This is a genomic window from Pseudomonas sp. FP603, from assembly GCF_030687415.1.
Classification (GTDB): domain Bacteria; phylum Pseudomonadota; class Gammaproteobacteria; order Pseudomonadales; family Pseudomonadaceae; genus Aquipseudomonas; species Aquipseudomonas wuhanensis.
This window is the reverse complement of record NZ_CP117431.1, coordinates 4,659,130-4,685,659: the sequence shown is the minus strand read 5'-3', so window position 1 is coordinate 4,685,659 and position 26,530 is coordinate 4,659,130. Positions and strand designations below refer to the sequence as shown.

Here is a 26,530-nt window from a genome sequence, read left to right as displayed (position 1 = left end):
GCCCAATCTGACCCGTGCTGGGATTGGCCAATAGAGTGCCTTTGCGTTGACCTGTCGATTGGACGCTGACGTTCCCTGGCATTGCCGGGCCCAGCGTCTGTGACCTGATAGGAGCCTTGTCCTGCATCTTGAGTGTCCTGTCCTGCGTATGGGGTTGGTAATGCGTTCTCATCGGAGGCATTAGTCATGAACAGCCCCATGGACGAAAACGAAGTCATCTTGGGAGTTGATACACATCTGGATACCCACGTAGGGGTCTTGATCAACACGAATGGAAACCTGCTTGGCTGCTTGGCGGTAACAACCGATACCAGCGGATATCTCAAGCTCGTTACCTGGGCCAACTCCTTCGGTATGTTGAAGCGTGCCGGCGTGGAAGGCACCGGAACTTATGGCGCGGGTTTAGCCCGTGTCCTGCGTGATCATGGCATCGAGGTGCTGGAGGTTAACCGCCCTGATCGCTCCAAACGCCGGCTCCAGGGGAAATCCGATCCCACCGACGCCGAGAGCGCGGCTCGATCCGTTCTTTCGGGAAACGCCACGGCGATCGCCAAGACCCAATCGGGTGTGGCCGAGGCGATGCGAGGGTGTCCCTGATTTTGTGTAAACGGGATTTCTATTAAACCGTTAACAGCCGGTCTTCAAACTGGATACTGAAGCGATTCAAAGCCGCTTTCCAGTCCCGGATCGGCATTGTCCACTTTTTGCTGATGTTGTTCAGCGCCAGATAAAACAGCTTCATAACCGCCTCATCGGTCGGAAATGACGCACGCGTTTTTATCACTTTTCGCAGGCTCATGTTGATCGATTCGATAGCATTGGTGGTGTAGATCACCTTGCGAATTTCGGCTGGATAGTCAAAAAACGGGATCACCCGAGCCCAGTTTCGTCGCCATGACAGGCTGATTGATTGGTACTCGGCGTCCCATTTTGCCTCAAATTCGCAGAGCCGTTGCTCAGCCAGCTCGGCGGTGGCTGAGGTGTAAATCAGCTTGAGATCAGCCGCGACTTCTTTCTGCCGTTTCCACGATACGAAGTTCAAACTGTTGCGCACCATGTGCACGATGCACAGCTGAACGACGGCTTTCGGGTAAACCGTTTCAATCGCCTCTGGGAAGCCTTTGAGGCCGTCCACGCAGGCAATGAAGATGTCCTGCACGCCCCGATTCTTGAGTTCAGTTACCACTTGCAGCCAGAATTTGGCGCCTTCGGTTTGCGCGATCCACAAGCCCAGCACTTCCTTGTGCCCCGCCATATTGACGCCGATGGCCAGGTAAACCGCCTTGTTGCGCACGGCGCCGGCATCGCGCACTTTGACGTGAATGCAGTCCAGGTAGAGAATCGGGTACAGCGCGTCCAGCGGTCGGGCCTGCCAGAGCTTGACCTCGTCACTCACCGCGTCGGTAATCGCCGGGATCAGGCTGGGAGAGACCTCTGTGCCGTACATCTCCTGCAAGTGCGCCTGAATTTCTCTGACACTTAAACCGCGAGCGTAGAGAGAATAACTTTGTCATCGAAGCCCGTCCAGCGGGTTTGATGCTTGGCCACCAGCTGCGGCTCGAAGGAGGACTGGCGGTCGCGAGGTATGTCCAGCGGCAGTTCGCCGAAGTCGCCCTTTAGGGTTTTACCGCTGTGACCGTTGCGCGCATTGGCGGCAGCGTTGGTGATCGCTGCGCTTTTGTCGTGCCCCAGGTGTTCGGTCATTTCGGCTTCAAGGGCCCGCTCGACCAGCATCTTGGTGAGCTGTTTGAGCAGGCCGTTTTCACCGATGAGGTCCTCGGGCTTTTTGTAATTGGTCAGCAGGCTATCGGCCAATTTAACCAGTTCAGGATCAGGCTTGACTCGTTTGGCGCGCTTGGGTTTTGGCTCGGTCATTGGATTTCCTTGGGGTAGGCAGTCTCCTGCCAAATGACCGTTTACACAAAACTAATTACACCCTCTCGTACACAGCAGGGTACCACTATGCCTACACGGCCGCCGGGCATGCCTCAGCAACCCGCCTACACCCCAAGTAACAGTGCACCGCCGCCGAATGGCCCGCCGCCCCGAGCCGATAACTTCCCGCGCACCGCCCAGGAGGCGCGCGCGAACGCGTTCCCCAACCTTCCTTTTGCAAGCCACGCGCGGGCGACCGCCGAAGCCTATGGGCGGGCGAAACCGCGCCTGGCAAACCTTGCCCACAGGTTAGAACTCGACTTGCAAGCGCACTTGTCCCCCAGAACTGCTGCTCAAGGCGGTTTTCTAGAGCAGCTGACAGCACTGACCCAGGCCCGAACCGCGACGGCGCAACAATACGACGAAGCGTTCGGTGTGGACTTTCAAAGGCTTTCGAACGACGGCAAAACTACCCAGCAAAAGAACAACTGTTTTTTCATCTCCGCTCAGCAGATCTCAGCAATGGCCAGCGGTAAGCGACCCCAAGGGATACCCGATGCGGATGTTATCGAAAGTTTCCGTATAGCGAGGGAGGGCGGCGAGGAAGAGCCAGACCAAATGGTGCTGGCGAGCGGCACGCTGGCAAAGCGATTCGTGGACAACCTCAACTTTGGTAAGCCGCCCAATGAGCAAGTGCGTATCCATGTGATTCAGGTGCTGCCTGGGCACGTTCTCGATGAGATACAGGGCTCAAAGCACCCAGATGCCAAAGAAGGGTTCATTCTGGACATGGGCGGCCACTTCGAAGCATTGGCCGTAAAATCACCGTCTCCAAGTCCTTCACTCGTCGAAGCTTAGATCGTTGATGTCAGGCGTTGCGTGTTGTTCGCCAAGCGCCTTGATCATGCCGTGCAGGCGCAGGGTTTGTAGTTTGTCCAGAGTCGGATGGGTAGCATTTTGGTGTTCCTTTTTTAGGTCAGTGGTAGTAGCCGTGGCCGCGCAGGTTGATGTGTTCGTCGGGCAGCAGCGGCAGGTTTTGCTGGGCTAGCGGCAGCCGTTCCAGGCCTTGGCGCAGGATCGATTCAGGCTTTTGTAACTGCACGCGCCGAGTGCCAACGCACGCTGGCAAGCGGCTTCCAGCCGCTCTTCGCCGTGCTGTTACTCAGGCGCAGGATGCCCAGGCAGGCGCGGAATCCGTGCTGCGGATGGATCCGGCGTTCGAGGATGTAGGCGATGACGCCGGCTGTATTCGGGCCGGTCTGCTCTGCCCAGTGGATCAGTCGCTGCGGCGTCCATTCGGCATGTTCGCGGTGACTTTTGGGCATGTGCTCGGTTTGAGTTGTGTGGCGGCCTTTGTGCGGCGAGCGCAGATGGCTGGCCACCCGCTGGTTGACGTGGAAGCACTCGACGGTCTTATCGATTAGCCGCACTTCGAGTTGGTGCTTCACCAGTTGGTACGGCACCGAGTAGTAATGGCCGTCGACCTCGACGTGGTAGTCGATGTGCACCCGCACTTTTTTCCATTCGGCGTAGACATACGGATGTTCTGGGAGCGGTTGCAGTGCGGGTTGGTCGACGATGGTCTCGAAGGCCGAGCGGCGTGAGCCTAGCAGCTTCTTGAAGGGCTTCTGATTGAGGCGATCCAGCAGCAGCGCGATGGCTGTGTTGAGTTCGCCCACGGAGAAGAACTGGCGGTTGCGCAGCACCGCCAGGATCCACCGCTCGACCACTTGCACGCCGACTTCGACCTTGGCTTTATCCTTGGGTTTGCGCGAGCGAGCGGGCAGCACAGCCACGCCGTAATGCTCGGCCAGGTCGCGGTAACTGGGGTTGATGTCGGGCTCGTAGCGATGTGCCTTGGTAACGCCGCTGCGCAGATTGTCGAGTACCAGTATCTGCGATGTGTCGCCGAGAAAGGCGAAACGGCCCTGTTGCAAATAGGATCCTGAGCAGTGGTTTGCTCTTCAAACAGGGCTCAGAGGCCGAAAACCCTATTCACCAGGCGCACTTCGCCCTGGGGGTGCCCGTAATACCAGGACGCTGCCTGACCTTTGCGAAGGGCTCGCAGGGTTTCTATTCCTTTTATCGTTGCATACGCCGTTTTACGGGATTTGAAACCCAGCATTGGATTGATTATGCGTTTGAGTTTTCCATGATCGCACTCAATGGCGTTGTTCAGGTACTTCACCTGTCGCTGCTCCACGTCCGGAGGGCATTTGCCTTCCTGCTTTAGCACTACCGGCGCTTTGGCATAGGTGGGCGCCTTGTCGGTATTGATGACTTTAGGGATTTTCCACGCCTTCAGAGGCTTGAGCGTCTTGCGTAAAAACCAGTAGGCGGCTTGGGTGTTGCGACGGGGGAACGGTAAAAATCGAGGGTATGGCCGCGGTTGTCCGTGGCCCTGTACAGGTAAAACCATTTCCCCGAGACCTTGACATAGGTTTCATCGAGGCACCAGGAGCGCAAATCTGTAGGGTGATGCCAGTACCAACGCAGACGTTTTTCCATCTCCGGCGCGTAATGCTGAACCCAACGATAAATCGTGGTGTGGTCGACATTGACGCCGCGTTCGGCGAGCATCTCCTGCAGCTCACGGTAGCTGATGCCATATTTGCAATACCAGCGTACGGCCCAGAGAATAATGGGGCCCTGAAAATGCCGACCATGGAAAGGGTTCATACGCGCCTCCTTCAGTCCAAGGTAGGCTTTAGCTTAACTCTACAAACTATTTGCAACAGTGCCCGCCAGAACCCGAGCCGTTCTACGGGCTCTTTTTGCCGCAGCGTTTGCGCGAGGATCTGAGCCGCCGTCACCGGCGTTGAATTCCTGGTAGTAACGAAAGACCCAAAGCCCGAGAATGCGGGTTTTTTTCTGGGTGTTTAATCCCGTTATTCGCAGTCCAGCTGGCCCCCGGCGCGCGGTTGAAATCTTTGACATCTATACCACTAGGTGGTAACTTTTTATCACTAGGAGAGTCTATGCCAATGAGGGTGTTTAAAACGAAAACCTTTGCTTCTGCAGTAAAGAAGGCTGAAATCCCTGATGCGGATCTGTGCGAAGCGATCAAGGAAGTGATGCAGGGTCAGGCGGTTGATCTCGGCGGTGGCGTTTGGAAAAAACGCCTGAATGAAAACCGGCATCGCTCGATCATCCTGGCGAAGGGCGGCGACTACTGGGTGTATCAGTTCCTGTTTGCCAAGAGCGACCTGGACAACATCGGTAAAAAGGAGCTGGCCGGATTCAAGAAGCTTGCCAAAGCCTATGAAGGCTTGAGCAACGAGCAAATCCAGCTTCTGCTGAAGCGGAAAGACTTTTTGGAGATATGCAGCAATGGCTAAGAAATTCAAAAGCGAGGCTTTCGAGTCGATTCACAGCTCGGCCAATGCACTGCTGGCCATCGGCGCTATCGACAAGGCCACCATGCGGGAATTCGATGAGACCTGCATTGCCGAAGTGCCTGAAATCAGGCCTGCGCAGATCAAGAAAATTCGTCAGCGCAGCCACGTCAGTCAGCCGATTTTTGCCCGGTACTTGAACACCAGCGCATCGACGGTCAAGCAGTGGGAGGCCGGCGACAAGCGCCCGAGTGGCATGGCCCTCAAGCTGCTGGCCATCGTGGAAAAGCACGGTATCGAGATACTGGCTTAACCTTTCCACACATAGGCCCTCTGCTTTAGCAGGGGGCTTTCGTTATTGGTAACGCAGGGCCTAGCCTTGGCGCACCAGTTTGAACCTGGCGCCTTGATGGACGAAGTTCAGCCCCTCAAGATCCTCCGCTGTGAATCGGCCTGTTTCCTGGCGGAAATCCGGTGCCCCCTCATACAGCACGCCCTTCACCACCTGGCCCCTTATTTGGTCGTCTTCATCGTAGATGTTATAGCGGCCTTGCGGGTCGTATTGCTCGGTCATTGCTTGCTTCCTTGTAATGATGAATAGCTTGGACAGCAATTAATCCGAGCCTGAAATAGCGTTGATTGCAAGCATGGCCGTTTTCGATTGCAAGCAGTTACACCTACCCAACCCCGCCGCTGTGCGTGTTCGGCTTCGCCGAAACGGCTCTCGTAAACCAAGCCCCGGCCAAAAGCGCGGCGGGTCTTGGCCCTTCGGGCTTCGATCCTCACGCCTTCGCCCGTCCCGGGCTGCGCGCCCCGCTTCCGACGGAATTTTCTGGGGTTCCGGATTACCAATGGCATTCGGTTAAGGTGCGCTATGTTTGTTTGCTGGACAGCGAAGCAAGGCTCCCCCCCTCGATGCCCCATGAAGAAATGTCTGTGTTCTGGACAAAAGTCGGTAAGTTATTTCAGCGAACCTGCCAGTCCACGGATCCAGAATGGCAAAAACGCCGGCGTGTGATTGATACACGGTTGCTGGTTGTATTCATACTGAAGATGGTTTTAAGCAGGAACCGACAGGGCTATGGCAGCAGTCTTGGTGCACTGTGGGAGTCCTGTACAAACAAAGGAATCACTCTGCCCCGTACGGATGCCGTTGCGGCATCTTCCCTGTGTGAAGCCCGGCAGAAGCTGCCGGAAACCGTGTTCAAAACGCTCAACGACGAACTGATTTCACTTTGGCACGCTCACCGGGACACGCCGACCTGGAAAGGGCATCGGGTCTTTGCCATCGACGGCTCGAAAATCAATGCGCCCCGCGGCCTGCTGGAATACGGCTATAAAACACCACGGGAGACGACCCGGCATTACCCTTGCGCCATGGTGAGCGGGTTGTACAACTTGCAGGAGCAGTTGATTTACGATTTCGAGCTGGTACCCCATAACGACGAACGCCGCTGTGTGCCAGAACATCTGGCAAAACTGGAGCCTGGAGATCTGGTCATTTTCGACCGGGGCTACTTCAGCTACCTGATCCTGCATCAGGTCCTCACCAGCGGGCAACACGCCGTGTTCCGCCTGCAGCAGGGGACCACTAATTCTCAGGTGCCCGCGTTCTGGGATAGTGAGCAAACCACTGCTCAGGATCCTATTTGCAACAGTGCCTGCAGTATTGCGTTTGTAATATGGAACGCTTCGCCCGCTTTTGCCACATAGTATCAACACAAGAAGCTTTTAGTGCGCAGATGCCGGGCTGCGGCAAGCACATTGCTTCAGGTGGCCTGCCCAAACGAAAAAATGCCAAGCCCCAGTCACAGGAGCCACCATGCGTCCCCTATCGCCCTGTTCCGCAGCTCACGCGAGCGATTGCTTTCAGCTCGGATTCGATCCGCAGGCCACTACCGACTCGCTCAACCAGGCGCGTCCCTTTCAGCTCCCTTACCAAGTGGATGACATTCGGCACTTTCAACAAAACGGCGCTCGTCAAGGTTGGTCGCAGCAAAATAATGCGCCAATCGTCCCCGCGCCAGCGTCCTCTTCGGTGAGTCACGCGCCAGCACCGATGTCTCTTTTGCAACGCATCGCGCCGTTGGAAGGCGAAAGATACTCGCTTGCAAACATGGATGGCAGCGTTGCCCGCCGGATTGATGAACTGAAGGCGCAGTACTCTCCACATGAGCTGACGCGCGCGTTGATTGAACAACGCAACCCTCAAGACTTCTCTGGCGCATCATTGCCTTCGGGGCATTCGGTCGATAGTCGCACAACGGGATCAACGCAGGACTCGCGCTACTCCGATGCGTCTGGGCAGCCCCCCCCAGCTCGCTTGCCAGCTCCTCAAGAGCAATAGTGACGACTTTGCGCCGTGAAGATAGACAAAGGGCCGCGGCGCCTTATCCTTCCTCGAAAAGCTCCGGCTCGGGCGCTACCACCATTAAGGCTGGCCGGTGTAGGCACAAACCAGGTGGTGACATCAACACGAATACGTTCACTGGATGTGCTGTCACGGATGATGAACTGGAGCGCGGGGACAAGAAAGCAAAGGGGCGGGTTGCATCCCGAAGCTCTTTGTATAAAAAAGCAGCGAAGCTCGGCATAACCTCGACAGCTGAGGTTCACCGAGTACAGGTAGATGCCCTAGCCGCCAAACAAGGCTATTCCAGCCGACAGGAGGCTGACCTGGCACAACGGGACGAGCGGGCCGCCAAACAAGGCTATTCCAGCCGACAGGAAGCTGCACTGGCAGAAAGGGACGAGCGGGCCGCCAAACAAGGCTATTCCAGCCGACAGGAGGCTAGACTGGCAGAAAAGGACGAGCGGGCCGCAAAACAAGGCTATTCCAGCCGACAGGAAGCTGAACAGGCACAACTGGACGAGCGGGCCGCCAAACAAGGCTATTCCAGCCGACAGGAAGCTGAACGGGCACAATGGGACGAGCGGGCCGCCAAACAAGGCTATTCCAGCCGACAGGACGCTGAACGGGCACGAAGGGACGCCTCGGCCGTCCTTCAGTTAGGTCCAGGTGTAACGGGGGCCGATCTTAGCAGGACTCAAGCAGCTGAGAGAGCGCTTGCGGCGGACATAGCTATTGATGTCAGAGAGATTCGAAGTGTAAGAATGCCATTCAATTCTGCTCCTCTTATGTCTCCCCAGTTATCTTCAACCAGTGTGCGGCCCATCGTAAATTTGCTAAGCATGGAGCATGCGTGGGAGCGAGACTGAAATGCCGGGGATAGATTTACCATCCCTTCGCAAGATGAGGCTCCACTTTTCTTTGTCGTTACCCGAAACCGTTACGGCTGGGAAGAGCACTATCAGGGAGACTTCCAATGTCAATTGAAAGGCGGTTAAGGACACGCTGAGCAAGCTTGGCTGACTCTGGCAGGGTACGCGGATTCGCCTGCCGAGATGCTCTCATGAAGCCGGTGACCTTCACCGGTTTTATAAAAAAGCAGCGGAGCACGGCTTAACCTCGAGTGCCGAACTATCGCCGGATAGCAAAACATTTTTCCACCGCAGTGCTCGCTCCAAGCGACCATGGGATCATGTCCACGCCGAGTTACCCCGGCCCTGCGTCACCCTGGCCTTGCTCTGGCAAGAGTATCGACTCGCCCATCCGTAAGTCTTCCAGTACAGCTGGGACTGCGAGCACTATCGCCTCCTTCAGTCCAAGGTAGGCTTTAGCTTAACTCCACAAACTATTTGCAACAGTGCCGTTGAAGCTGGCGATCAAGGACGGCAAGCTGATCGTCCTCTCGGGCATGGTAGGTACGGGCAAGACCTCGACCTTGCAGCGGATTCAGGAATCGCTTGAACAGGAGAAGGAAATCCTGATCGCCCAATCGCTGGCCTTGAACATCGGGCACGTCACCATCGAAACACTGGAACTGGCGCTGTTCTGCGACCTGTCCACCGAAAAAGACGAACCGATGCCGAAGAAAAGTGAGCAACGGCCTCGCGTACTGCGCGAATTGATCAAGAAAAAGAAGAAGCCGGTTGTCTTGTTCATTGACGACGCCCACCAGCTCAGCGAAGACACGCTACTGAGCCTGAAGCGACTGATGGAAGTCATGCGCAGCGGGAAGAGCGTAAGCGTCCGCCCAACACACCTTGTGTGATTAAACGGGCGCCCACCTGTGCGGCAACAGCTCGGTTATCTCACTCGCACGCTGCGTCGGCAGGCGTGTAAGAACATCCTTCAAGTAAGCATACGGATCATGTCCGTTGAGCCGCGCCGACTGGATCAAACTCATGATCGCCGCCGCACGTTTACCGCTGCGTAACGAGCCCGCGAACAGCCAGTTCGAGCGCCCAAGAGCCCACGGCCGGATTTGATTCTCGCACCAGTTATTATCGATGGGCACAGCACCGTCATCGAGATAGCGCGTCAGCGCTATCCAGCGTTTGAGGCTGTAATCCAGGGCCTTGGCGATGGCCGAACCCTCAGGCACAAGCTGTCTTTGGGCGGTCATCCAGGTATGAAGTGCGTCGGCGATTGGCGCTGCTTTTTCCTGCCGTATTCGCTGTCGATCACCCGGTTCCAGCTCGCGGACTTCTCGTTCAACTTCGTACAAGGCCGCGATGTAGTGCAGCGCTTTTTCGGCGATCTGGCTCTTGTTGGTCGCATGCAAGTCGAAGAACTTTCGGCGGGCATGGGCCATGCATCCTATCTCCGTAACGCCCAGTTCAAAGCCTGCCTTGTAGCCGGCAAAGTCATCGCAGACCAGCTTGCCGTTCCAACCGCCCAGGAAGGCTCGGGCATGTTCGCCAGCGCGGCTTGGGCTGAAGTCGTAAACGACCGCCGCCAGGTCGGAGAACTGACTGGTGGCATAGGCCCAGACATAAGCGCGATGAGTTTTTTTAGCGCCAGGCGTCAGCATTTGTACCGGCGTCTCGTCGGCGTGAACGATGCCGTGCGTCAGCACGGCTTCGCGCAGCGCATCGACTAGTGGTTGGAGTTGCACGCCGCAGTTGCCCACCCACTGCGCCAAGGTCGAACGGGCGATGGGCAGCCCGGCGCGACCGAAGATTTTTTCCTGACGATACAGCGGCAAATGATCAGCGAACTTGGCCACCATGACATGGGCCAGCAGGCCTGCGGTCGGTATGCCTTTGTCGATGACGTGCGCCGGTACCGGCGCCTGGATTAGCGTTTCGCACTGCTCGCAGGCCCATTTCCCACGGATGTGATGCTCGACGGTGAACACGCCGGGCGTGTAGTCGAGTTTTTCACTGGCATCTTCGCCGATGCGCTTGAGAGCACAGCCGCACTGGCAATGGCTGTTGTCCGGTTCGTGATGGATCAGCGTGCGAGGAAACTGCGGCGGCAGCGCTGCGCGCTTAGGTTGCTGGCGCACTTTGGCTTCGACTGGTGTCGGTTGCAGCGCCTCAAGCTCGGCTTCGATAGCGGCAATATCAGTATCGATCAAGTCGTCGAGCAAGCTGGCCTGATCTGGACTTAGTTGCTCGCTGCGTTTGGCAAACTTGAAGCGCTTGAGCAGCGCGATCTCGTGGGCCAGCTTCTCGTTGACCGACTTTTGATGATTGATCTGCTTGTCCATCGTCTCGACGCGCTGGATCAACTGCGCCGCCAAAGCACGCAGTTCTTCAGGGTTTAATTGATCGAGATTCGGATGCGAAGTCATGCCGCCGATTTTGCCAGAGAGGGCTATGGGCGGCGATAGACTGATGCGCCAATTGCGCTGGCAAGCAGGCCATGGCAGGCGAGTTAGAGCACCGTGATGGCTCCTCCGGAACCGACGCGTTGCCAAGGTAAGCCGAGCACCAAGGCTTGAAGTTGCTCTGCATCCAGCTCGACTTCAGAGCCGTGCCGCACGCCAGGCCAAAAGAAACGTCCTTGATTTAAGCGCCGGGCAGCAAGCCAAATCCCCAAGCCATCATGCACCAGCACTTTCATGCGATTGGCACGACGGTTGGCAAACAGATAAGCACAGTGCGGCTTCGCCGCACCGAACACCGCCACGACTCGCGCCAGCGCAGTTTCAGTGCCGGCGCGCATGTCCATGGGCTCGGTGGCGAGCCAGATGGAGTCGATGCGGATCATCGCAGCAGGTCTCGCAGGAAAGCAGAACACGCCACTGCATTTTCTGCCGGCCAACTCACCACGACTACGCCTTTTGGATGCGGCACTTCGATTCGGATCGTGGCAGGAAGGGCCTGATGCATCGGCACCGGCGGCGATGTCTTGACCGGGATGAAGGCGGTTTGAAGTGTCAGGTTTTTCTGCGCATGCACGCGTATCCATTTATGGACGAGGTTGGCGTTGAGGTTGTGGGTCAACGCGACATTGGCGATCGAGGTGTCAGGCTGCGCGCATTCGGCGATGACCTGGGCCTTGAAGGACTTTGAATAGGAACGGCGTTCTTGTGGCATAGGCGTCCGCTTAAAAAGGCTAAAAATGGTGTCCACTTAAATTGAACTGACCCCACAAAGTTGGACGATTATCTATCTATGCCTGAGCAGCCTGAGTTCTGTATTCAACAGGGCTCAGGCCGTTTAGCTTCAGTCTAATGCGCGAGTGATTGTAATACTGGATGTACTCGTCGATGCCTGCGTGAAGCTCATCAAGATCGTTAAATTTGTTCAGATAAAAAAACTCGGACTTCAGTGTGCCGAAAAAACTCTCCATGGCCGCGTTGTCGTAGCAGTTACCCTTGCGCGACATGCTTGGCGTAACGGAGCACTTTTTGAGAGCCCGCAGGTAAATGGGCATTCGATATTGCCAGCCCTGGTCTGAGTGCAAAACCGGTTTTTCATGCGGCTGAAGTCGCTTGAATGCACCTTTGAGCATCTTCCCGACCATATCGAACAGCGGCCGTCTGGCAACCTCATAGGAAATGATTTCACCGTTGTACAGATCCAAAACGGGAGACAGATACAGCTTCTGACCTCCAACTTTGAACTCTGTAACGTCGGTTACCCACTTTTGATTGGGTGACGGAGCTTCGAACTCACGCTTCAAAAGATTAGGCGCTGCCTTGCCTACCTCACCCTTGTAGGCTCGGTATTTCTTCACCCGCACCAAGCTCTTGAGCTGAAGCTGCGCCATCAGTCGCTGAACAGTCTTGTGATTGACGAGATGGCCAGCGCTCCGTACCGCAGCCGTTATCCGGCGATAGCCATACCGGCCTTTGTGCTCGTCGAACGTCGAGCGAATCTTGTCTTTCAGCTCTGCATACTTATCAGCCGATTGCAGCGCCTTTTGCTGATAGTAAAAGGTGCTGCGTGCCAAACCGGCAAACTTCAGCAGGCTTTCGAGAGAATGCAGCGGCCTCAGTCCTATTACGATTTGCGCTTTTTCTGCTGCGCTACTCGTTTCTTCTCCTGAACCAAGGCATCGAGCTTTTTTAGGTAGTCGTTTTCCATCCGCAACTGCTTCACCTCAGCAAGCAAATCATCGCGTGAACGCGATTCGTCATCGGTTGAGTTGGGTTGAACAGAAGGAATGGTGGTCGGCATTTTTTTCGGGCGTCCGGCTCTATTAGGCTGCTTGGTAAGGGCATCAAAACCGCCCTCGTCAAAGCGGCGTTCCCAGAGGCCGATGATGTCGAACTTACGGATATCGAACAAGGCCGCCGTCTGCCGATAGGACAGCTGTTCCTCACGCATACGTTTCAAAACAGACAGTTTGAAATCGTTGCTGTAGCGCGGCAGCTTTTTCTCTTTAAGCCCAGCAACGCCATGCACCTGATAGGCCGCGACCCACTGGCGTAGGGATGAAAAGTCCACATTGTGACGGTGTGCGACATCTCTCAAGCCCGCGCTACCGGAGCAGTAGTCCTGCACCGCCGCGAGCTTTGCTTGCTCTGTGTACTTACCCATGACACCCCCAAAGGTTGTGTCCAACCTTTTGGGGTCAGTTCAAATTAGGTGGACACCATCGCCTTTGGCGTCGGGGTCAGGAAGGTGTGTTGGCCGGACGCATACGGAAGAGCCCCTTGTCGATCGTCCTGGCCGGACATCCGAAGTTGCGCAACGACCTGGTGCATTCATCGATGGAGCAGATCGGCGGGCCGGTGACGCTGTTCGAGTTCGATAGCTTGGGACCGGACCGTCGCGCTTATCTCGACTGGGTACTTTCGCATGTGAGCGCAGCGAAGACCAAGCCGCAAACCCTGTTGACCGATGCCGCTGCCACGCTGCTCTGCGAGCGCCTGGCGACACCATTGCAGTTCGAGCTTTACCTCGACCGGGCGTTCACCGAAGGCTTCCGCGTGGGACAGAAGCCGATCGACGTGGACACCATTGAAGCGGTTCTGTCGCCAGACTTGAATGCCATGGGCGCACGCCTGATGCGCAACGGATACAACGTCAAGCAACTGATCGACACCCTGGGCGTCAAGTCGCGCGAGGTGCGCTCCTTCCTCGCCGGCCAGCTCGCGGCAGAACGCACGCAGGAACTGCATGATCGGCTGTTGGCTGCGGGCGTGCCGGTATGATGCGACATCATTCTCAACTAATGTGGGCCGAAGCGGATGTTATCGGGCTGTTCTCAGGCAATGTGGTCCCATTCTCACTTATTGTGGGTCGGAGCGGCCCGATATTCTCAGCTAATGGGGTCCCGAAACGAGCGATGTAATCAGGTCTGGCGACCGATGTTATCGAGCCGCTACAGATAGTCACGAACCCTCGAATCTTGATAACCCTTGATGATCAGCCGGGCGATCGCATCGGCTTTGAGCCTCTCGTTGGTCAGGCCGAGGGCGGCCGTGACCAACGCCTGCTGCTGCGGCGTGTCGAGAGCCGCCAGCCCGGCGCCCAGTCCGGTGATCGCCAGGTCCTTGTACGCCTCGTCGGTCAGGCCGAGGGCGGCCGTGACCAGCGCCTGCTGCTGCGGCGCGTCGAGAGCCGCCAGCCCGGCGCCCAGTCCGGCGATCGCGCGGGCCTTGTGCCCGTCGTGGACCAGGCCGAGGGCGGCCGTGACCAGCGCCTGCTGCTGCGGCGCGTCGAGAGCCGCCAGCCCGGCGCCCAGTGCGGCGATCGCGCGGGCCTTGCTCCACTGGTCGGTCAGGCCGAGGGCGGCCGTGACCAGCGCCTGCTGCTGCGGCGCGTCGAGAGCCGCCAGCCCGGCGCCCAGTCCGGTGATCGCGCGGGCCTTGAGCCTCTCGTCGGTCAGGCCGAGGGCGGCCGTGACCAGCGCCTGCTGCTGCGGCGCGTCGAGAGCCGCCAGCCCGGCGCCCAGTCCTTTGATCGCGCGGGCCTTGAGCCTCTCGTCGGTCAGGCCGAGGGCGGCCGTGACCAGCGCCTGCTGCTGCGGCGCGTCGAGAGCCGCCAGCCCGGCGCCCAGTCCGGCGATCGCATAGGCCTTGTGCCTCTCGTCGGTCAGGCCGAGGGCGGCCGTGACCAACGCCTGCTGCTGCGGCGCGTCGAGAGCCGCCAGCCCGGCGCCCAGTCCGGCGATCGCATCGGCCTTGCTCCACTGGTCGGCTAGGCCGAGGGCGGCCGTGACCAGCGCCTGCTGCTGCGGCGCGTCGAGAGCCGCCAGCCCGGCGCCCAGTCCGGTGATCGCCAGGTCCTTGTACGCCTCGTCGGTCAGGCCGAGGGCGGCCGTGACCAGCGCCTGCTGCTGCGGCGCGTCGAGAGCCGCCAGCCCGGCGCCCAGTCCGGCGATCGCAGTGGCCTTGTGCCCCTCGTCGGCCAGGCCGAGGGCGGCCGTGACCCGCGCCTGAAGCTGTTTAGGCCCCATCAACAGCACCGTATGGCTATTTAACTCGTGAGTCGGTATGCGGGCTATGAGGTTATTGAAGTGTGGCATCAACTGTTTCAGAAAAAGGTAATGTTTCTGGACCGACTTCTCATTCGATACCGCCTGGTTTAAAAATTTGTTGCTCAACATGAGGGCGCGCACCCCCGCGGCCGTATCATGTGGTGAGCCACTGGCTACATCACGGACAATATGCTGTACCAACTCCAAGGGAAGGTTCATGAACCCGATCTGGGTCGATTGGTTCAACGAAGTTTTTTGTGAGGAATTGCCCGGCTTGATCCGTGCTCCTGTCGCATCCGTATGTTCCGCGCGTTGTGGCACTGGTGGCGCTGTCGTCGAAGCTGAATTGGGGGCGACAGAGGGTGTCAGGGCTGGCACAACAGCGTGTGGCGGCGGGGTGGTTGAGGCGATAGGCATTGGTGATAGATTCCTTATGGCACAGCTGACGGCCAGGCATACCTAGGCTGGGCGAGTAAATACCGTGGGTTGACTCACGGCCTTGTGTCGAGAGCAATGAGTGGTCTGAGAGCGGTTCGAGTTCCGGACACGAAAATACAATAATTGAGTTGTCCGGAATCGAGGGTGGAATGAGTTTTGTGTAAACGGTCATTTGGCAGGAGACTGCCTACCTGTAGCGGCTCGCGTTAGAAAACACGCTGGCCGGCATTCCTCTGTGAGGCAAAACCGCCACCCGTCATTTGCAGATAGCGTGAGCCCGTCGCGATGAAACGCGAGCCGGTGCCGTGGAATGCAATCTCATGTGCAATTAATGTGAGCCGGAAATGCCGATGAATGCGAGCCAGCGTGTTTTCAAACGCGAGCCGCTACACTTAGGGTGTCATTTCGCCCCCAGCCGGAACCGACCCGAACTAGGCCTGGCCCACGGCGACGGCCGCTTCGCGAAACTGATGGCGGGTTATGCCAAGACCGACTTGCTGATCCTGGACGACTGGGGCTTGGTGCCGTTTACCGCTGCGCAACGGCGCGACATGCTTGAACTGCTGGACGACCGCTACGGCAACCGCTCGACGCTAGTGACCAGCCAGATGCCAGTGGACAAATGGCACGCACTGATCGGCGATCCGACCTTGGGCGATGCGATCCTCGACCGGCTGGTGCACAACGCTTATCGGATCGAACTGAAGGGCGAATCGATGCGCAGACTCGCAACGAAATTGACGGCGACAGAGACTTCAGACGGCACTGTTGCAAATAGGATCCTGAGCAGTGGTTTGCTCTTCAAACAGGGCTCAGAGGCCGAAAACCCTATTCACCAGGCGCACTTCGCTTTGGGGGTGCCCGTAATACCAGGACGCTGCCTGACCTTTGCGAAGGGCTCGCAGGGTTTCTATTCCTGAATTCATAGAATAACTGCAACGCTTGAAACGAGAGGCAGAGAGCCAGCCACCGGTAGAATCCAGGCTCTCACACCAAAGGATTCAAGCGCAGATGACCACGCCTTACCGGCAGCTAACTCAGGGCCAACGTTACCAGATTGAGGCTGGCCTGAGGGCCAAAGAGAGCCAAGCCAGCATCGCTAAACAGGTGGGCGTGCATCCTTCGACGATCAGCCGTGAGGTTCGCCGTAACAGCCCTAAAAAGATTTACATGGCGGTTTGTGCGACCCATGAAAGTGATGCTCGGCGAGCCGGAGCGCGTAAGTTTTGCAAGCCGCTTACCTGGCTGAGCCATCACCTGGCGATATGGCTCAAGCATGGGATGAGCCCAACAGATTGCTCATCGGTTGAAGCAAGAGAGGCCGGATCAGACGGTCAGTCACGAGTGGATTTATCGGTTTATTGCCAGCGACCAACGAGGTGGCGGCGAGCTTTATACGCATCTTCGCCACCGTCGAAAGCGCTACCGTAAACGCTATGGAAGCCACGATCGGCGGGGGCTGTTGCGAAATTGGGTGTCTATCACCGAGCGCCCTGAGAAGGTCGAAACCCGAGAGCGGCTGGGGGATTGGGAAGGAGACACGGTGCATGGTGTGGGCGGTAATCTGGTCACCCTGGTTGAGCGTAAAAGCGGTTATCTTAGCGCTTACCCGGTCAAGCGCCGAACTCGCCGTCAAGTCTCCCGGGCGATCAACTTACAGTTCAAAGGGCATGTGGTGCACACACTGACGTTGGACAACGGCAAGGAGTTTGCCGGTCATGAGCACATCGCGCGCAAGAGCCGTTGCCAGGTGTATTTTGCCGATCCGTATTCATCCTGCCAGCGCGGCACGAATGAAAATACCAACGGTTTGCTCCGCCAGTATTTTCCCAAGGGTAGCGACTTCAGCAAGCTGACCGTTGCCGCCGTAAACCGGGTGGTCGCGCAGATCAATTTACGCCCGCGCAAACGCTTGGGCTGGAAGACACCGTACGAAGTGTATGCAGGGGTGAGCGTTGCACTTATGTGTTGAATTCAGGGTGCGATTGGGTGCGGATATGGCCGATCCCCAAAGGTAGTCCTGGCTGAGTGCGCTCAAGGGCCTGAACCTGACTTTTTTCATCGCAACAGAGCACTAATGCCTTGTCCGGCGGATCCAGATACAGCCCAATGACGTCCCAGAATTTCTCTTCGAACTTTGGATCGTTGGACAATTTGAAGGTGCGTGTCAGGTGCGGTTTTATGTCGTTGGCGACCCATATGCGCTGGACGCTGGCCGGTGAGATGCGAGCGACCTGGCTTGTCGATCAAACCGTCTAGTCGCTGTTCTTGAAAACGCTGACACCAAAGAGTGACCGAGCGCAGAGAAAATCCAACCAAGTGGGCTATTTCAACTCGCGAACAACCTTAAGCGGCCAACAGGATCACCCGGGCGCGACGACCGTCACGTTGACTGATGGTGGCAGACCTTGTGCGGTGGCTGAGTTCGGCGTGTTCTTTGGGACTCGGGACAATATGTTGGGCGCCCATCGGTTCGCCTCCGATGGTGTGATGACCGAGAAAGCATAGCTAATATTGCGGAGAATTTATTTTAGAGACAGGACACTAGTATCCTGAGCGGTTAGGTCGATTATCGAAGAACATGTCGATATACAGACCAGACTTCGACCTCACTGAGCAGTAGTGCGCATGGCCAAACCCGCCGCCCCATTCGTTTTAACGCCATCTGACCAAGCGACTCCACAAGGCTGGTCGCGGATGCGTATTTCGCTCATCGTGACCGGTCATTTCGCTAACAACGTGACCGGTTCCTCCACCCGATTGCGCGGGGTCTAAATTCTAACCGCATCGGTCACGATGCCGCTTCTTCTTCCGTCTTTTTACGTCGCAGCGGCTCGCCCTTCATCACGATTCGATACGCGCTGTGCACCAGCCGATCCAGTAAGGCGTCGGCCACTGTCGGGTCGTTGATCCAGCCGTGCCAATGATCAACCGGCAGTTGGCTGGTCAGTACCGTTGACCGCGAGCCGGCGCGGTCGTCGATCACTTCCAGCAGGTCGTGCCGGGCGTTGTCTTCCAGCGGGGCCAGGGCCCAGTCGTCCAAAATCAGCACGTCGACTTTGGCCAGTTGTTGCAGCGTGCGGCTTAAGCTGCCGTCGCCATGGGCGATCCGCAGTTGTTCCAGCAGGCGCGGTGTGCGCAGGTACAGCGTGCTGTAGCCTTGGCGGCAGGCCTGATTGCCCAGGGCGCAGGCGAGCCAGGTTTTGCCGACGCCGGTTGGGCCGGTCAGCAACAGGTTGTGCTGTTGGCGGATCCAGTCACCGCTGGCCAGAGTCGCAAGCTGACGCTCGTCCAGGCCTCTGCCCGGACGGCGGTCGAGGTCTTCCAGGCAGGCACCGGCGTAGTTGAGCTTGGCGTGTTTGCGCAGTCGCTCCAGGCGTTTGTTGTCGCGCCAGGCCAGTTTGCGGTCAAGCAGCAGACCGAGCCGATCATCGAAGCTCAAGCTGTGGCAGGTCGGCAGTGTCCATTGCTCTTCCAGCGCAGTGGCCATGCCGCTGAGCCGCAGGTGGTGCAACTGATTAAGCGTGTGTTGCGTCATCATTGAACAGCTCCTTTTGGGTGTAATAGTCAGCACCGCGCACGTTCTCGTGGCGGGCGGGATGTACAGCGGTGGCCTTGGGCAGCAGGTGCTGGTCAAGGCCTTGCTTGAGCAGGTTGCGCACGGTGCGGCTGTTGAGCGCGCGCAGCTGGACGGCGCGATGCCGCCGCTTCAAGGCGCTCGTTGCCGTACTGACGGGTCAGCGAGAGCAGGCCCAGGCAGGAGCGGTAGCCCATCTCCGGATGGGGTTTGTGGGTCAGTTGATGTTCGACGATCTGCCGGACGTGCGGGCCGATCCGTTCGCCCCAGTCGAGCAGGCGCTGGGGTGTCCAGTCGCGATGGGCCTTGTGCGAGGCAGGCATGTGTTCGCTCTGGGTGCTGTAGGCGCCGCGCCGCGGGAGCAACAGGTGGCTGGCCACTCGCCGGTGTCCATGCAGGATTTCGACGGTATGGGCGCTCACTCGGGCGTCGACGCTTTGCCGCGCGAGCGCCGAGGGCACGCTGTAGAAGCCGCCATTCACTTCGACGTGGTAGTCGATGTTGACCTTGCAGCGCTTGAAGGTCACCACCTCATGAAGCGGAGAACTCCTAACGGTCATTGCCCAACGCTCCATGCCCGCCGGCTTCAAACCCCGGCCTTAAGCAAACCTGCCCAGCAACCGTTGGCCGTGAACATATTTTTCAAAGGCCGGTGTTTAAAGCTGTCTGGCATGTGAGCGCGAGGTAATCGGTGGTTTTCGATGGCACATTCGATACCCTCTCAAGCAAAACTGGCACCAATTTGCAGCCGCAGGCTGCCCTCTTGCCTTCAATCACAGGAACTTAAAGCTGCTAATCACCACTCAAGGGTCATCACGGCTCGGTTACTCACCTAATGAACATTTCTACCTCAGCATTTCCCGCGATGAGAACGGCATTGCGTCAGTTTGATATGACAAAGGTCGGTTCTACGATAAATGTGGCTAGAAATATTGCTGGCAAGAAGGCGCTGCAAGTAAAAAATTCACTTCTTGAACAGCATAAGGCAGGCCCGAGCGACTTCACTTCGAAGATCCTCTCCACTGTGATGGATACGTTCCAAAGTGGAAGAGGCGCAAGAGATGTCGAGCATAGCGATTCGGGCGGCTCGTTTCGAATGGACGGGTCCGCCCTTGGGGCGGACAAGGTCAGCTATGAGCGCGAGGCTGCCAACCCTACCGTCATGAGCTTCCTCGGCATCAGTGACAAAGCCGGCAAGGTACTGCTTTCGCTGGGGAAATCCGTTGCCGAGGCGTTTGCCGGTGCCGCTGCGCGCCCCCCCAAGGATACCGTAGCTGCAAGGCAAGCTCGCACCGCATTCCTTGCCAGCAGGTCAAGCTTGAGCCGCATCGCTACCGAGGGGTTTAAAAAGGCTCGTACACAGCAGGGTACTACTATGCCTACACGGCCGCCGGGCATGCCTCAGCAACCCGCCTACACCCCAAGTAACAGTGCACCGCCGCCGAATGGCCCGCCGCCCCGAGCCGATAACTTCCCCCGCACCGCCCAGGAGGCGCGCGCGAACGCGTTCCCCAACCTTCCTTTTGCAAGCCACGCGCGGGCGACCGCCGAAGCCTATGGGCGGGCGAAACCGCGCCTGGCAAACCTTGCCCACAGGTTAGAACTCGACTTGCAAGCGCACTTGTCCCCCAGAACTGCTGCTCAAGGCGGTTTTCTAGAGCAGCTGACAGCACTGACCCAGGCCCGAACCGCGACGGCGCAACAATACGACGAAGCGTTCGGTGTGGACTTTCAAAGGCTTTCGAACGACGGCAAAACTACCCAGCAAAAGAACAACTGTTTTTTTATCTCCGCTCAGCAGATCTCAGCAATGGCCAGCGGTAAGCGACCCCAAGGGATACCCGATGCGGATGTTATCGAAAGTTTCCGTATAGCGAGGGAGGGCGGCGAGGAAGAGCCAGACCAAATGGTGCTGGCGAGCGGCACGCTGGCAAAGCGATTCGTGGACAACCTCAACTTTGGTAAGCCGCCCAATGAGCAAGTGCGTATCCATGTGATTCAGGTGCTGCCTGGGCACGTTCTCGATGAGATACAGGGCTCAAAGCACCCAGATGCCAAAGAAGGGTTCATTCTGGACATGGGCGGCCACTTCGAAGCATTGGCCGTAAAATCACCGTCTCCAAGTCCTTCAACCGTCGAAACTTAGATCGTTGATGTCGGTGTTTTGCAAGGTAGTTGTCGCGTCAGCTGTGTTTTATGCGGCTACTTTCAGTACTGGCAACTCCCTTTCCGGGTTAAGCGTGACAGCCCCGATGGGCTGCCAATTACGCGTCTCACCTGACCAGCGATGTGGGTGTTGATTACGAGCTTGCTGATACAGCACATGGCGCTTGGCCAAGACCTGTTTATCTTCACCGCGATGACGTTAAGCCGGGGTTACGAAGCGGATGCGGCTATGGCGGTGCTGGTGGTTGTACCAGAGGATAAAATCACGTACCCAGATCCGTGCTGCGTCCAAATTTTCAAAGCCGCCAGTCGGCCATTGCGGGCAATATTTCAGGGTTCTAAACAGCGACTCCGAGTAGGGATTATCGTTGCTGACCCGTGGTCGTCCCCGTGAGGGAGTGATGCCCAAGTCGTACAGTTTGCTCAGCAACGTCACCGATTTCATCGGCGCGCCGTTGTCCGAGTGCAGCACCAAGGGCCGCCCCGCAAAGCGTTCGGCAAGTACCGTGCGCTCCATTAGTTCAGCCGCCCGCTCGCCGCTTTCTTGCTCGTAAACCTCCCAGCCCACGGCCTTACGGCTGTAAATGTCCTCAATCAAATACAGGTAGTAATACTTTCCACGCACTGGCGAGGGAAGGTAGGTAATGTCCCAAGACCAAACCTGATTGGCGGTGGCGGCACGGTGAGTCGTCGGCGATGCATGTTTGTGCGGTGCATGGCTGCGGCCACGACGGTGCTGCTGATTAGCCGCTTTGAGGACGCGATAAAAGGTCGACTCTGAGGCAGGTAACGGTCTTGATCGGCCAGTATTGGCACAATCTGGCTGGGTGGCAGGCTGACAAAACATGTCCGTGGCCGAGTTGTCGCGTCAAGAAGGCATCTCCCCAGCCACCCTGTATGCTTGGCGCTCCAAGCTCAAAGCAGGAGGCGCCGTGGTGCCCGGAGATAAAAACAGTGCCGATAGCTGGTCGGCTGAAGCCAAGTTCGCAGCGGTATTGCATACGGCCACATTGAGCGAAATCGAGCTCAGCGAATACTGTCGCAGCAAGGGCCTGTACCCAGAGCAAATAGCCGCTTAGCGTCAAGCCTGCATCACTGGCCAGCTGTCAGCTCAGGCGCAACGTCAGCTCGAGCGAGAGCAAGCGCGTGCCGATAAAAAACGCATTGCCGAGCTGGAGCGCGACCTACGCCGCAAGGATAAGGCGCTGACAGAAACCGCTGCGATCCTGGTGCTGCGAAAAAAGATGAATGCCTTCTGGGGAAGCGACAGGGCTGTCGCTGCGCAGCCTGCAACGCTGGGCGCTGAGGCCTGTAATGCAGGCCGATATACGCACCACCATGCTACACCCACGACCACTCAATGCCCTGAATGAGCAGGAGCGCTGCGCCATTTTAGAGGTCTGCAACAGCCCACCATTTGTCAGCCTGCCACCCAGCCAGATCGTGCCAATACTGGCCGATCAAGACCGTTAGGGGGTGCATATAGTTGTTCCTGCGAAGTGCTGGGGGTGTCCAAATACGTAGAGCTAGTCTAAGAACTCACGCACAAGACGCATGTCTACGTCTTGTGAGTGGCTTAGCAAACGTAAAATGATTAAAAATAATTGGACGCAAGTGGGTTATCTAGATTATTGCGGTCCACGCGCGGCCTGCAGCCGGGCATCGATGCGCGCCCTACTTGCCTCCAGTCCGGCGGCGTGCAGGGCGCTGGCGACGTCCTTGTGAGTTCTCAACGACCCGTCGGTGTTGTGCAGGTGCGCGGTGATCTGCTCATCCGTGGCGCCGCGCAGTTTCCGTGCCCCCCCGGCGGCCTGCAGCTGGGCCGCGATGCGCGCGTTACTTGCCCCCAACCCGGCGGCGTGCAGGGCGCTGGCGACGTCCTTGTGAGTTCTCAACGACCCGTCGGTGTTGTGCAGGTGCGCGGTGATCTGCTCATCCGTGGCGCCGCGCAGTTTCCGTGCCCCCCCGGCGGCCTGCCGCAGCGCCGACACGATGCGCGCGTTACCTGCCCCCAATCCGACGGCGTGCAGGGCGCTGATGACGTCAGTTTGAGTTCTCAACGACCCGTCGTCGTTGCGCAGGTGCGCGGTGATCTGATTATCCGTGGCGCCTCGCCGTTTTGGCGGCTGGCCTTCGGACGCTGCCCCCGACCGAGAGGACAGGGAGGGCACCTGGTAGGGTGCGCTGCTTACCGCATGAGCGGGCCGGTTCCGGCTAGACCCGGGAACACCTGTCGAGGCGCCGGCCGAGCCATCGTGGGAAAAGGCCATGCCCCGTGTACTGACCGAGGCACTCGACGGCAGCAGCGGACCTGAATTCCGAGGATTGTTTTGCCCCATCGTGGCTGGTGCCCGCTGGCCCCGTGAAGATTGCGCGGCTTGATAGCTGGAAATCGATGGTTGTTGTCCGCTTAAGACAGAGGATGCTTGACCATAGCGAGGCAGGGCCTTCGCTTTTTACCCCCGCATGTGGAAGAGCTCGCCCTCGTTGCCTGGCTTGCCGAGGGGGCGGCCATCGCAGGGGTTGATTCAGGATCAGGGACATTGGAATGGAAGCCTGCATCCTCACCTGGCACCGGTTCGTTTGGCAGCTGACGCTTCAGGTTATCATCTGCCGATCAACTGCGCCGTCCATGTTGGCCAGGGACGCTCTTTGTCCTTCTAGCTGCGCAATTTTCTGAAAGATATCCAGCCTATTTGCCGCAGGGCGTGCGCCCGTGTGGGTCGCTTGTGACGGTGCATTTTGTGGCAAGTTACGAGATTGTTCCATGTCCGGCATAGGGTAAACGTAACTGGGTGAGTAAGGCGATAGGGGGTGCATATAGTTGTTCCTGCGAAGTGCTGGGGGTGTCCAAATACGTAGAGCTAGTCTAAGAACTCACGCACAAGACGCATGTCTACGTCTTGTGAGTGGCTTAGCAAACGTAAAATGATTAAAAATAATTGGACGCAAGTGGGTTATCTAGATTATTGCGGTCCACGCGCGGCCTGCAGCTGGGCATCGATGCGCGGGCTACTTGCCCCCAATCCGGCGGCGTGCAGGGCGCTGGCGACTTGGTCACGACCTCTCAACGCCCCGTCGTCGTTGCGCAGGTGCGCGTTGATCTGCTCATCCGTGGCGCCGGGCCGGAGCCGTGCCCCCCCGGCGGCCTGCCGCAGCGCCGGCACGATGCGCCCGTTACCTGCCCCCAATCCGGCGGCGTGCAGGGCGCTGGCGACGGCCCTTTGAGTTCTCAACGACCCGTCGGTGTTGTGCAGGTGCGCGTCGATCTGAGCATCCGTGGCGCCGCGCAGGTGCCGTGCCCCCCCGGCGGCCTGCAGCTGGGCCGCGATGCGCCCCTGATCTGCCCCCAATCCGGCGGCGCGCAGGGCGCTGGTGACGCCCCTGCGAGTTCTCAACGACCCGTCGTCGTTGTGCAGGTGCGCGGAGATCTGATTATCCGTGGCGCCTCGCCGTTTTGGCGGCTGGCCTTCGGACGCTGCCCCCGACCGAGAGGACAGGGAGGGCGCCTGGTAGGGTGCGCTGCTTACCGCATGAGCGGGCCGGTTCCGGCTAGGCCCGGGAACGCCTGTTGAGGTGCCGGCCGAGCCGTCGTGGGAAAAGACCATGGACTGGGTACTGACCGAAGCGCCCGACGGCAGCGGTGCACCGGAAAAGTTCTGAGTACTGCTTTTTGTAATCAGGGCCTGGGTCAACTGACCCCGTGAGGATTGCGCGGCCAGTTGGCTGGGAGATGGCTGTTGCCCGCTGGCAGAGGACGCTTCCGCGTGTGCCGAGGCAGGCGGAGGGCCGGGCAGGTTTACGGATATAGCTCCCGAAAGGTCACGCAAATTAGCGCTAACGATGTCGTATTGGGATTGATCGTTTAATCGCGTGTTGATGGTTAACTCGGCCTGGTTAAATTGGCAATGCTCATAGGATTGCCACCCACTGGTGGGCTGACCGACGCCTGATAGGTAGCCTCCATACCGCTGGTAGATTGAAGCCGAAAAGAGTCGTCCTGTAGAGCGTTGCGTACCAGCGATGCAACACGTTGATGATCGAGGTTGGGCTGGGTTACAACCTGATCTAAAGCCAGGCCCGCATTGAGGCTCAATCGGGAAAGAGAAATTCTACCGGGATGGACAGGCTGAGCCTGAGAGCCCGACGCTTCTGGGGGGTGAGCGGAATTGACTGATGCGGTGTAGTGCTGGGAAGGGCTACCTGATCGGAGGGGATCCATGGTGGTCTGGGCCTGTTCTGAGTGATTGAATCGGCCGCACGAAACGACCTGGATCCGAGTAGGTGGTCACAAGGGCTTAGGGGGTTCCGAAGGCGGGCGGGGGAACACGCGGGCCAGGCAACATGGCTGTGAAGTGGGCACGGACCCATTTGCAGCCGTAGGCTGCCCTCTTGGGCGCTTTGCCGCGCGCCTCCATCTTCAACGCTTCGTAAACCCGTGGTAACTGCTGACCACACACCCGATTAGCCAGAAAACCAAAATACCGAATCATCCGAAAGTGCTTTTCCGGGATGTGCTGCACCACCCGGCGCAGCATGTCCGTCTGGCTCAGCGACTCCTCCTGGTAGGTCTGCGTGCGGTGATCCAGGTAGGTGAAGCTCAACGTCGCACTGGAGGTGTAATGCGCCAGGCGGCTGCCCGAGATCGGCGGTTTTTTCAGGTGACGGCCCAGGTAATTCACCGTCTTTCGCCCGTTTGCCGTCCTCTTCGACACATAGACGTGCCAATGCTGGCCGCCGGCGTTGAGTATCAAGTGTCGCCAGTCATTTTCGCTTTGCAGGTGAGTGTTTTCGGGCGGTAGGTGGGCTTTATGATGATCGATTACAGCTGCCATGACAAAGCGCAGCCCCGTGGTAGCTCTGATGGGCAACTCGGTTTTCCTGATGCTATGCGATAGCAAGAACGGGCGATTTGCAGCCGCAGGCTGCCTAGTTCTTTAAATTCCGTTTTCTGAAGCGACCCCAAGTACCTCTACCGCGCCGTCGACAAGCACGGCAAGACCGTCGATTTCCTGCTGACGGCAAAGCGCGACATGGCTGCGGCCAGGCGCTTCTTCGACAAGGCCATTAAAGCGAACGGCGAGCCGGATAAGGTCGCGATGGACAAGAGCGGCGCTAAAAAGGCCGCAATCGATGCGATCAACACCGCTCGCAACGTGCTCATTCTGGTGCGCCAGGTTAAATACCTCAACAACATCGTCGAGCAGGACCATCGCGCCATCAAGCGGGTGACCAGGCCGATGCTCAACTTCAAATCGTTCCGGTGCGCCAACTGCGTGCTCGCCGGAATCGAACTGATTCACATGATCCGCAAGGGCCAGTTCGCTATTGATGGCACCGACGCAAGTAAGCCGACAACACGGCCCGGTGCTACGGATGAGCAAATCAACGCGCACCTGCATAACGACGACGGAT

General features: G+C 58.1%; 19 protein-coding genes and 13 pseudogenes. 14 read left to right on the top strand and 18 right to left on the bottom strand.

Annotated elements, in window-relative coordinates:
• The first annotated feature begins 198 nt into the window (after nucleotides 1-198).
• On the top strand, nucleotides 199-597 hold the full coding sequence (locus tag PSH65_RS21655; protein ID WP_305422264.1) for a transposase: 399 nt from the start codon (nucleotides 199-201) through the stop codon (nucleotides 595-597).
• Between the two features lie 22 nt (nucleotides 598-619).
• On the opposite strand, the pseudogene PSH65_RS21650 reads toward PSH65_RS21655, so the two are convergent.
• A pseudogene (locus PSH65_RS21650) lies at nucleotides 620-1,875 on the bottom strand (IS256 family transposase).
• A gap of 108 nt (nucleotides 1,876-1,983) precedes the next feature.
• Between PSH65_RS21650 and PSH65_RS21645 the strand changes: the two are divergent.
• A complete protein-coding gene (locus PSH65_RS21645; RefSeq protein ID WP_305422263.1) occupies nucleotides 1,984-2,733 on the top strand; it encodes a hypothetical protein in 750 nt (249 codons plus the stop codon).
• On the opposite strand, the pseudogene PSH65_RS21640 reads toward PSH65_RS21645, so the two are convergent.
• The 3 pseudogenes from PSH65_RS21640 to PSH65_RS21630 form a co-directional block, all read right to left on the bottom strand.
• Nucleotides 2,719-2,814, bottom strand: a pseudogene (locus tag PSH65_RS21640) (AAA family ATPase); the annotation flags it as partial. The gene PSH65_RS21645 and the pseudogene PSH65_RS21640 sit on opposite strands and share 15 nt — an antisense overlap.
• 37 nt (nucleotides 2,815-2,851) lie before the next feature.
• Nucleotides 2,852-3,797: pseudogene (locus PSH65_RS21635) on the bottom strand (IS21 family transposase); the annotation flags it as partial.
• A gap of 53 nt (nucleotides 3,798-3,850) precedes the next feature.
• Nucleotides 3,851-4,554: pseudogene (locus PSH65_RS21630) on the bottom strand (IS6 family transposase).
• A gap of 299 nt (nucleotides 4,555-4,853) precedes the next feature.
• Between PSH65_RS21630 and PSH65_RS21625 the strand changes: the two are divergent.
• On the top strand, nucleotides 4,854-5,213 hold the full coding sequence (locus PSH65_RS21625) for a type II toxin-antitoxin system RelE/ParE family toxin (protein ID WP_305422262.1): 360 nt from the start codon (nucleotides 4,854-4,856) through the stop codon (nucleotides 5,211-5,213).
• Entirely contained in the window at nucleotides 5,206-5,523 is a 318-nt protein-coding gene (locus PSH65_RS21620; RefSeq protein ID WP_305422261.1) for a DNA-binding transcriptional regulator, read from the top strand. The genes PSH65_RS21625 and PSH65_RS21620 overlap by 8 nt, the downstream gene beginning before the upstream one ends.
• A 60-nt stretch (nucleotides 5,524-5,583) precedes the next feature.
• Here the strand turns inward: PSH65_RS21620 and PSH65_RS21615 are convergent, their stop codons facing one another.
• Complete coding sequence (locus PSH65_RS21615; protein WP_305422260.1) at nucleotides 5,584-5,784, bottom strand: hypothetical protein; 201 nt, start codon at nucleotides 5,782-5,784, stop codon at nucleotides 5,584-5,586.
• Between the two features lie 65 nt (nucleotides 5,785-5,849).
• Between PSH65_RS21615 and PSH65_RS21610 the strand changes: the two genes are divergently transcribed.
• The 4 genes from PSH65_RS21610 (at nucleotide 5,850) to PSH65_RS21595 (ending at nucleotide 9,325) form a co-directional block, all read left to right on the top strand.
• The gene (locus PSH65_RS21610; protein ID WP_305422259.1) at nucleotides 5,850-6,923 is read left to right on the top strand and encodes a transposase; all 1,074 of its coding nucleotides are present in this window, start codon (nucleotides 5,850-5,852) and stop codon (nucleotides 6,921-6,923) included.
• Between the two features lie 109 nt (nucleotides 6,924-7,032).
• Nucleotides 7,033-7,557 carry a hypothetical protein gene (locus PSH65_RS21605; protein WP_305422258.1) on the top strand — a complete coding sequence of 175 codons (525 nt, stop codon included), beginning with the start codon at nucleotides 7,033-7,035 and terminating at the stop codon, nucleotides 7,555-7,557.
• On the top strand, nucleotides 7,557-8,429 hold the full coding sequence (locus PSH65_RS21600) for a hypothetical protein (RefSeq protein ID WP_305422257.1): 873 nt from the start codon (nucleotides 7,557-7,559) through the stop codon (nucleotides 8,427-8,429). The genes PSH65_RS21605 and PSH65_RS21600 overlap by 1 nt, the downstream gene beginning before the upstream one ends.
• Nucleotides 8,430-8,917: 488 nt before the next feature.
• A complete protein-coding gene (locus PSH65_RS21595) occupies nucleotides 8,918-9,325 on the top strand; it encodes an AAA family ATPase (RefSeq protein ID WP_305422256.1) in 408 nt (135 codons plus the stop codon).
• Here the strand turns inward: PSH65_RS21595 and PSH65_RS21590 are convergent, their stop codons facing one another.
• The 4 genes from PSH65_RS21590 to PSH65_RS21575 all read right to left on the bottom strand — a co-directional run bounded on the left by PSH65_RS21590 (nucleotide 9,326) and on the right by PSH65_RS21575 (nucleotide 13,049).
• Entirely contained in the window at nucleotides 9,326-10,852 is a 1,527-nt protein-coding gene (locus PSH65_RS21590) for an IS66 family transposase (protein WP_305422254.1), read from the bottom strand.
• Nucleotides 10,853-10,935: 83 nt separating this feature from the next.
• Nucleotides 10,936-11,271, bottom strand: a complete 336-nt coding sequence (gene tnpB, locus PSH65_RS21585) for an IS66 family insertion sequence element accessory protein TnpB (RefSeq protein ID WP_017279403.1) — start codon at nucleotides 11,269-11,271, stop codon at nucleotides 10,936-10,938.
• Nucleotides 11,268-11,600 (bottom strand): transposase, encoded by a 333-nt coding sequence (locus PSH65_RS21580; protein ID WP_305422252.1) that lies wholly within the window; start codon nucleotides 11,598-11,600, stop codon nucleotides 11,268-11,270. Before PSH65_RS21580 ends, tnpB begins: the two co-directional genes overlap by 4 nt.
• 76 nt (nucleotides 11,601-11,676) lie before the next feature.
• Nucleotides 11,677-13,049, bottom strand: a protein-coding gene (locus tag PSH65_RS21575) for an IS3 family transposase (RefSeq protein ID WP_305422251.1) whose coding sequence is annotated in 2 segments (ribosomal slippage) — nucleotides 11,677-12,578 and nucleotides 12,578-13,049 — 1,374 coding nt in all. Because the reading frame shifts where the segments join, the coding sequence is not laid out codon by codon here.
• Between the two features lie 116 nt (nucleotides 13,050-13,165).
• Here PSH65_RS21575 and PSH65_RS21570 point away from each other — a divergent pair.
• Nucleotides 13,166-13,666 carry a hypothetical protein gene (locus PSH65_RS21570; protein WP_305422250.1) on the top strand — a complete coding sequence of 167 codons (501 nt, stop codon included), beginning with the start codon at nucleotides 13,166-13,168 and terminating at the stop codon, nucleotides 13,664-13,666.
• 170 nt (nucleotides 13,667-13,836) lie between these two features.
• Here PSH65_RS21570 and PSH65_RS21565 read toward each other — a convergent pair whose 3' ends face one another.
• The gene (locus PSH65_RS21565) at nucleotides 13,837-15,063 is read right to left on the bottom strand and encodes a hypothetical protein (RefSeq protein WP_305422249.1); all 1,227 of its coding nucleotides are present in this window, start codon (nucleotides 15,061-15,063) and stop codon (nucleotides 13,837-13,839) included.
• Between the two features lie 737 nt (nucleotides 15,064-15,800).
• On the opposite strand from PSH65_RS21565, the pseudogene PSH65_RS21560 reads away from it, so the two are divergent.
• Nucleotides 15,801-16,133: pseudogene (locus PSH65_RS21560) on the top strand (ATP-binding protein); the annotation flags it as partial.
• A 51-nt stretch (nucleotides 16,134-16,184) separates the two neighbouring features.
• On the opposite strand, the pseudogene PSH65_RS21555 reads toward PSH65_RS21560, so the two are convergent.
• A pseudogene (locus PSH65_RS21555) lies at nucleotides 16,185-16,295 on the bottom strand (IS6 family transposase); the annotation flags it as partial.
• Nucleotides 16,296-16,383: 88 nt separating this feature from the next.
• Here PSH65_RS21555 and PSH65_RS21550 point away from each other — a divergent pair.
• Nucleotides 16,384-17,344: pseudogene (locus PSH65_RS21550) on the top strand (IS30 family transposase).
• A gap of 7 nt (nucleotides 17,345-17,351) precedes the next feature.
• On the opposite strand, the pseudogene PSH65_RS21545 reads toward PSH65_RS21550, so the two are convergent.
• From PSH65_RS21545 to PSH65_RS21535, 3 genes and pseudogenes are all read right to left on the bottom strand, one after another.
• Nucleotides 17,352-17,841, bottom strand: a pseudogene (locus PSH65_RS21545) (helix-turn-helix domain-containing protein); the annotation flags it as partial.
• Between the two features lie 322 nt (nucleotides 17,842-18,163).
• Nucleotides 18,164-18,862, bottom strand: coding sequence for an IS21-like element helper ATPase IstB (gene istB, locus PSH65_RS21540; protein ID WP_305427033.1), 699 nt, complete (start codon nucleotides 18,860-18,862; stop codon nucleotides 18,164-18,166).
• Nucleotides 18,801-19,485: pseudogene (locus PSH65_RS21535) on the bottom strand (IS21 family transposase); the annotation flags it as partial. The gene istB and the pseudogene PSH65_RS21535, both read right to left, overlap by 62 nt.
• A gap of 299 nt (nucleotides 19,486-19,784) precedes the next feature.
• On the opposite strand from PSH65_RS21535, the gene PSH65_RS21530 reads away from it, so the two are divergent.
• Complete coding sequence (locus PSH65_RS21530) at nucleotides 19,785-21,095, top strand: hypothetical protein (RefSeq protein WP_305422248.1); 1,311 nt, start codon at nucleotides 19,785-19,787, stop codon at nucleotides 21,093-21,095.
• A gap of 48 nt (nucleotides 21,096-21,143) precedes the next feature.
• Here the strand turns inward: PSH65_RS21530 and PSH65_RS21525 are convergent.
• Nucleotides 21,144-21,958 (bottom strand): annotated as a pseudogene (locus PSH65_RS21525) (IS3 family transposase); the annotation flags it as partial.
• A 2-nt stretch (nucleotides 21,959-21,960) separates the two neighbouring features.
• On the opposite strand from PSH65_RS21525, the pseudogene PSH65_RS21520 reads away from it, so the two are divergent.
• A pseudogene (locus PSH65_RS21520) lies at nucleotides 21,961-22,579 on the top strand (transposase); the annotation flags it as partial.
• 164 nt (nucleotides 22,580-22,743) lie between these two features.
• Here the strand turns inward: PSH65_RS21520 and PSH65_RS21515 are convergent.
• The 3 genes and pseudogenes from PSH65_RS21515 to PSH65_RS21505 form a co-directional block, all read right to left on the bottom strand.
• Nucleotides 22,744-23,286 carry a hypothetical protein gene (locus PSH65_RS21515; RefSeq protein ID WP_305422247.1) on the bottom strand — a complete coding sequence of 181 codons (543 nt, stop codon included), beginning with the start codon at nucleotides 23,284-23,286 and terminating at the stop codon, nucleotides 22,744-22,746.
• 795 nt (nucleotides 23,287-24,081) lie between these two features.
• On the bottom strand, nucleotides 24,082-24,810 hold the full coding sequence (locus PSH65_RS21510) for a hypothetical protein (protein WP_305422246.1): 729 nt from the start codon (nucleotides 24,808-24,810) through the stop codon (nucleotides 24,082-24,084).
• 696 nt (nucleotides 24,811-25,506) lie between these two features.
• Nucleotides 25,507-25,917: pseudogene (locus tag PSH65_RS21505) on the bottom strand (transposase); the annotation flags it as partial.
• A gap of 162 nt (nucleotides 25,918-26,079) precedes the next feature.
• Here PSH65_RS21505 and PSH65_RS21500 point away from each other — a divergent pair.
• Nucleotides 26,080-26,439 (top strand): annotated as a pseudogene (locus PSH65_RS21500) (transposase); the annotation flags it as partial.
• Nucleotides 26,440-26,530: the final 91 nt, after the last annotated feature.

Excerpts from the sequence above, each read along its gene's own strand:
- PSH65_RS21655 (WP_305422264.1), top strand. The coding sequence starts at position 199 with ATGGACGAAAACGAAGTCATCTTGGGAGTTGATACACATCTGGATACC.
- PSH65_RS21645 (WP_305422263.1), top strand. The coding sequence starts at position 1,984 with ATGCCTCAGCAACCCGCCTACACCCCAAGTAACAGTGCACCGCCGCCG.
- PSH65_RS21625 (WP_305422262.1), top strand. The coding sequence starts at position 4,854 with ATGCCAATGAGGGTGTTTAAAACGAAAACCTTTGCTTCTGCAGTAAAG.
- PSH65_RS21620 (WP_305422261.1), top strand. The coding sequence starts at position 5,206 with ATGGCTAAGAAATTCAAAAGCGAGGCTTTCGAGTCGATTCACAGCTCG.
- PSH65_RS21615 (WP_305422260.1), bottom strand. The coding sequence starts at position 5,784 with ATGACCGAGCAATACGACCCGCAAGGCCGCTATAACATCTACGATGAA.
- PSH65_RS21605 (WP_305422258.1), top strand. The coding sequence starts at position 7,033 with ATGCGTCCCCTATCGCCCTGTTCCGCAGCTCACGCGAGCGATTGCTTT.
- PSH65_RS21590 (WP_305422254.1), bottom strand. The coding sequence starts at position 10,852 with ATGACTTCGCATCCGAATCTCGATCAATTAAACCCTGAAGAACTGCGT.
- tnpB (WP_017279403.1), bottom strand. The coding sequence starts at position 11,271 with ATGATCCGCATCGACTCCATCTGGCTCGCCACCGAGCCCATGGACATG.
- PSH65_RS21580 (WP_305422252.1), bottom strand. The coding sequence starts at position 11,600 with ATGCCACAAGAACGCCGTTCCTATTCAAAGTCCTTCAAGGCCCAGGTC.
- PSH65_RS21565 (WP_305422249.1), bottom strand. The coding sequence starts at position 15,063 with ATGTTGAGCAACAAATTTTTAAACCAGGCGGTATCGAATGAGAAGTCG.
- istB (WP_305427033.1), bottom strand. The coding sequence starts at position 18,862 with ATGGCCACTGCGCTGGAAGAGCAATGGACACTGCCGACCTGCCACAGC.
- PSH65_RS21530 (WP_305422248.1), top strand. The coding sequence starts at position 19,785 with ATGAACATTTCTACCTCAGCATTTCCCGCGATGAGAACGGCATTGCGT.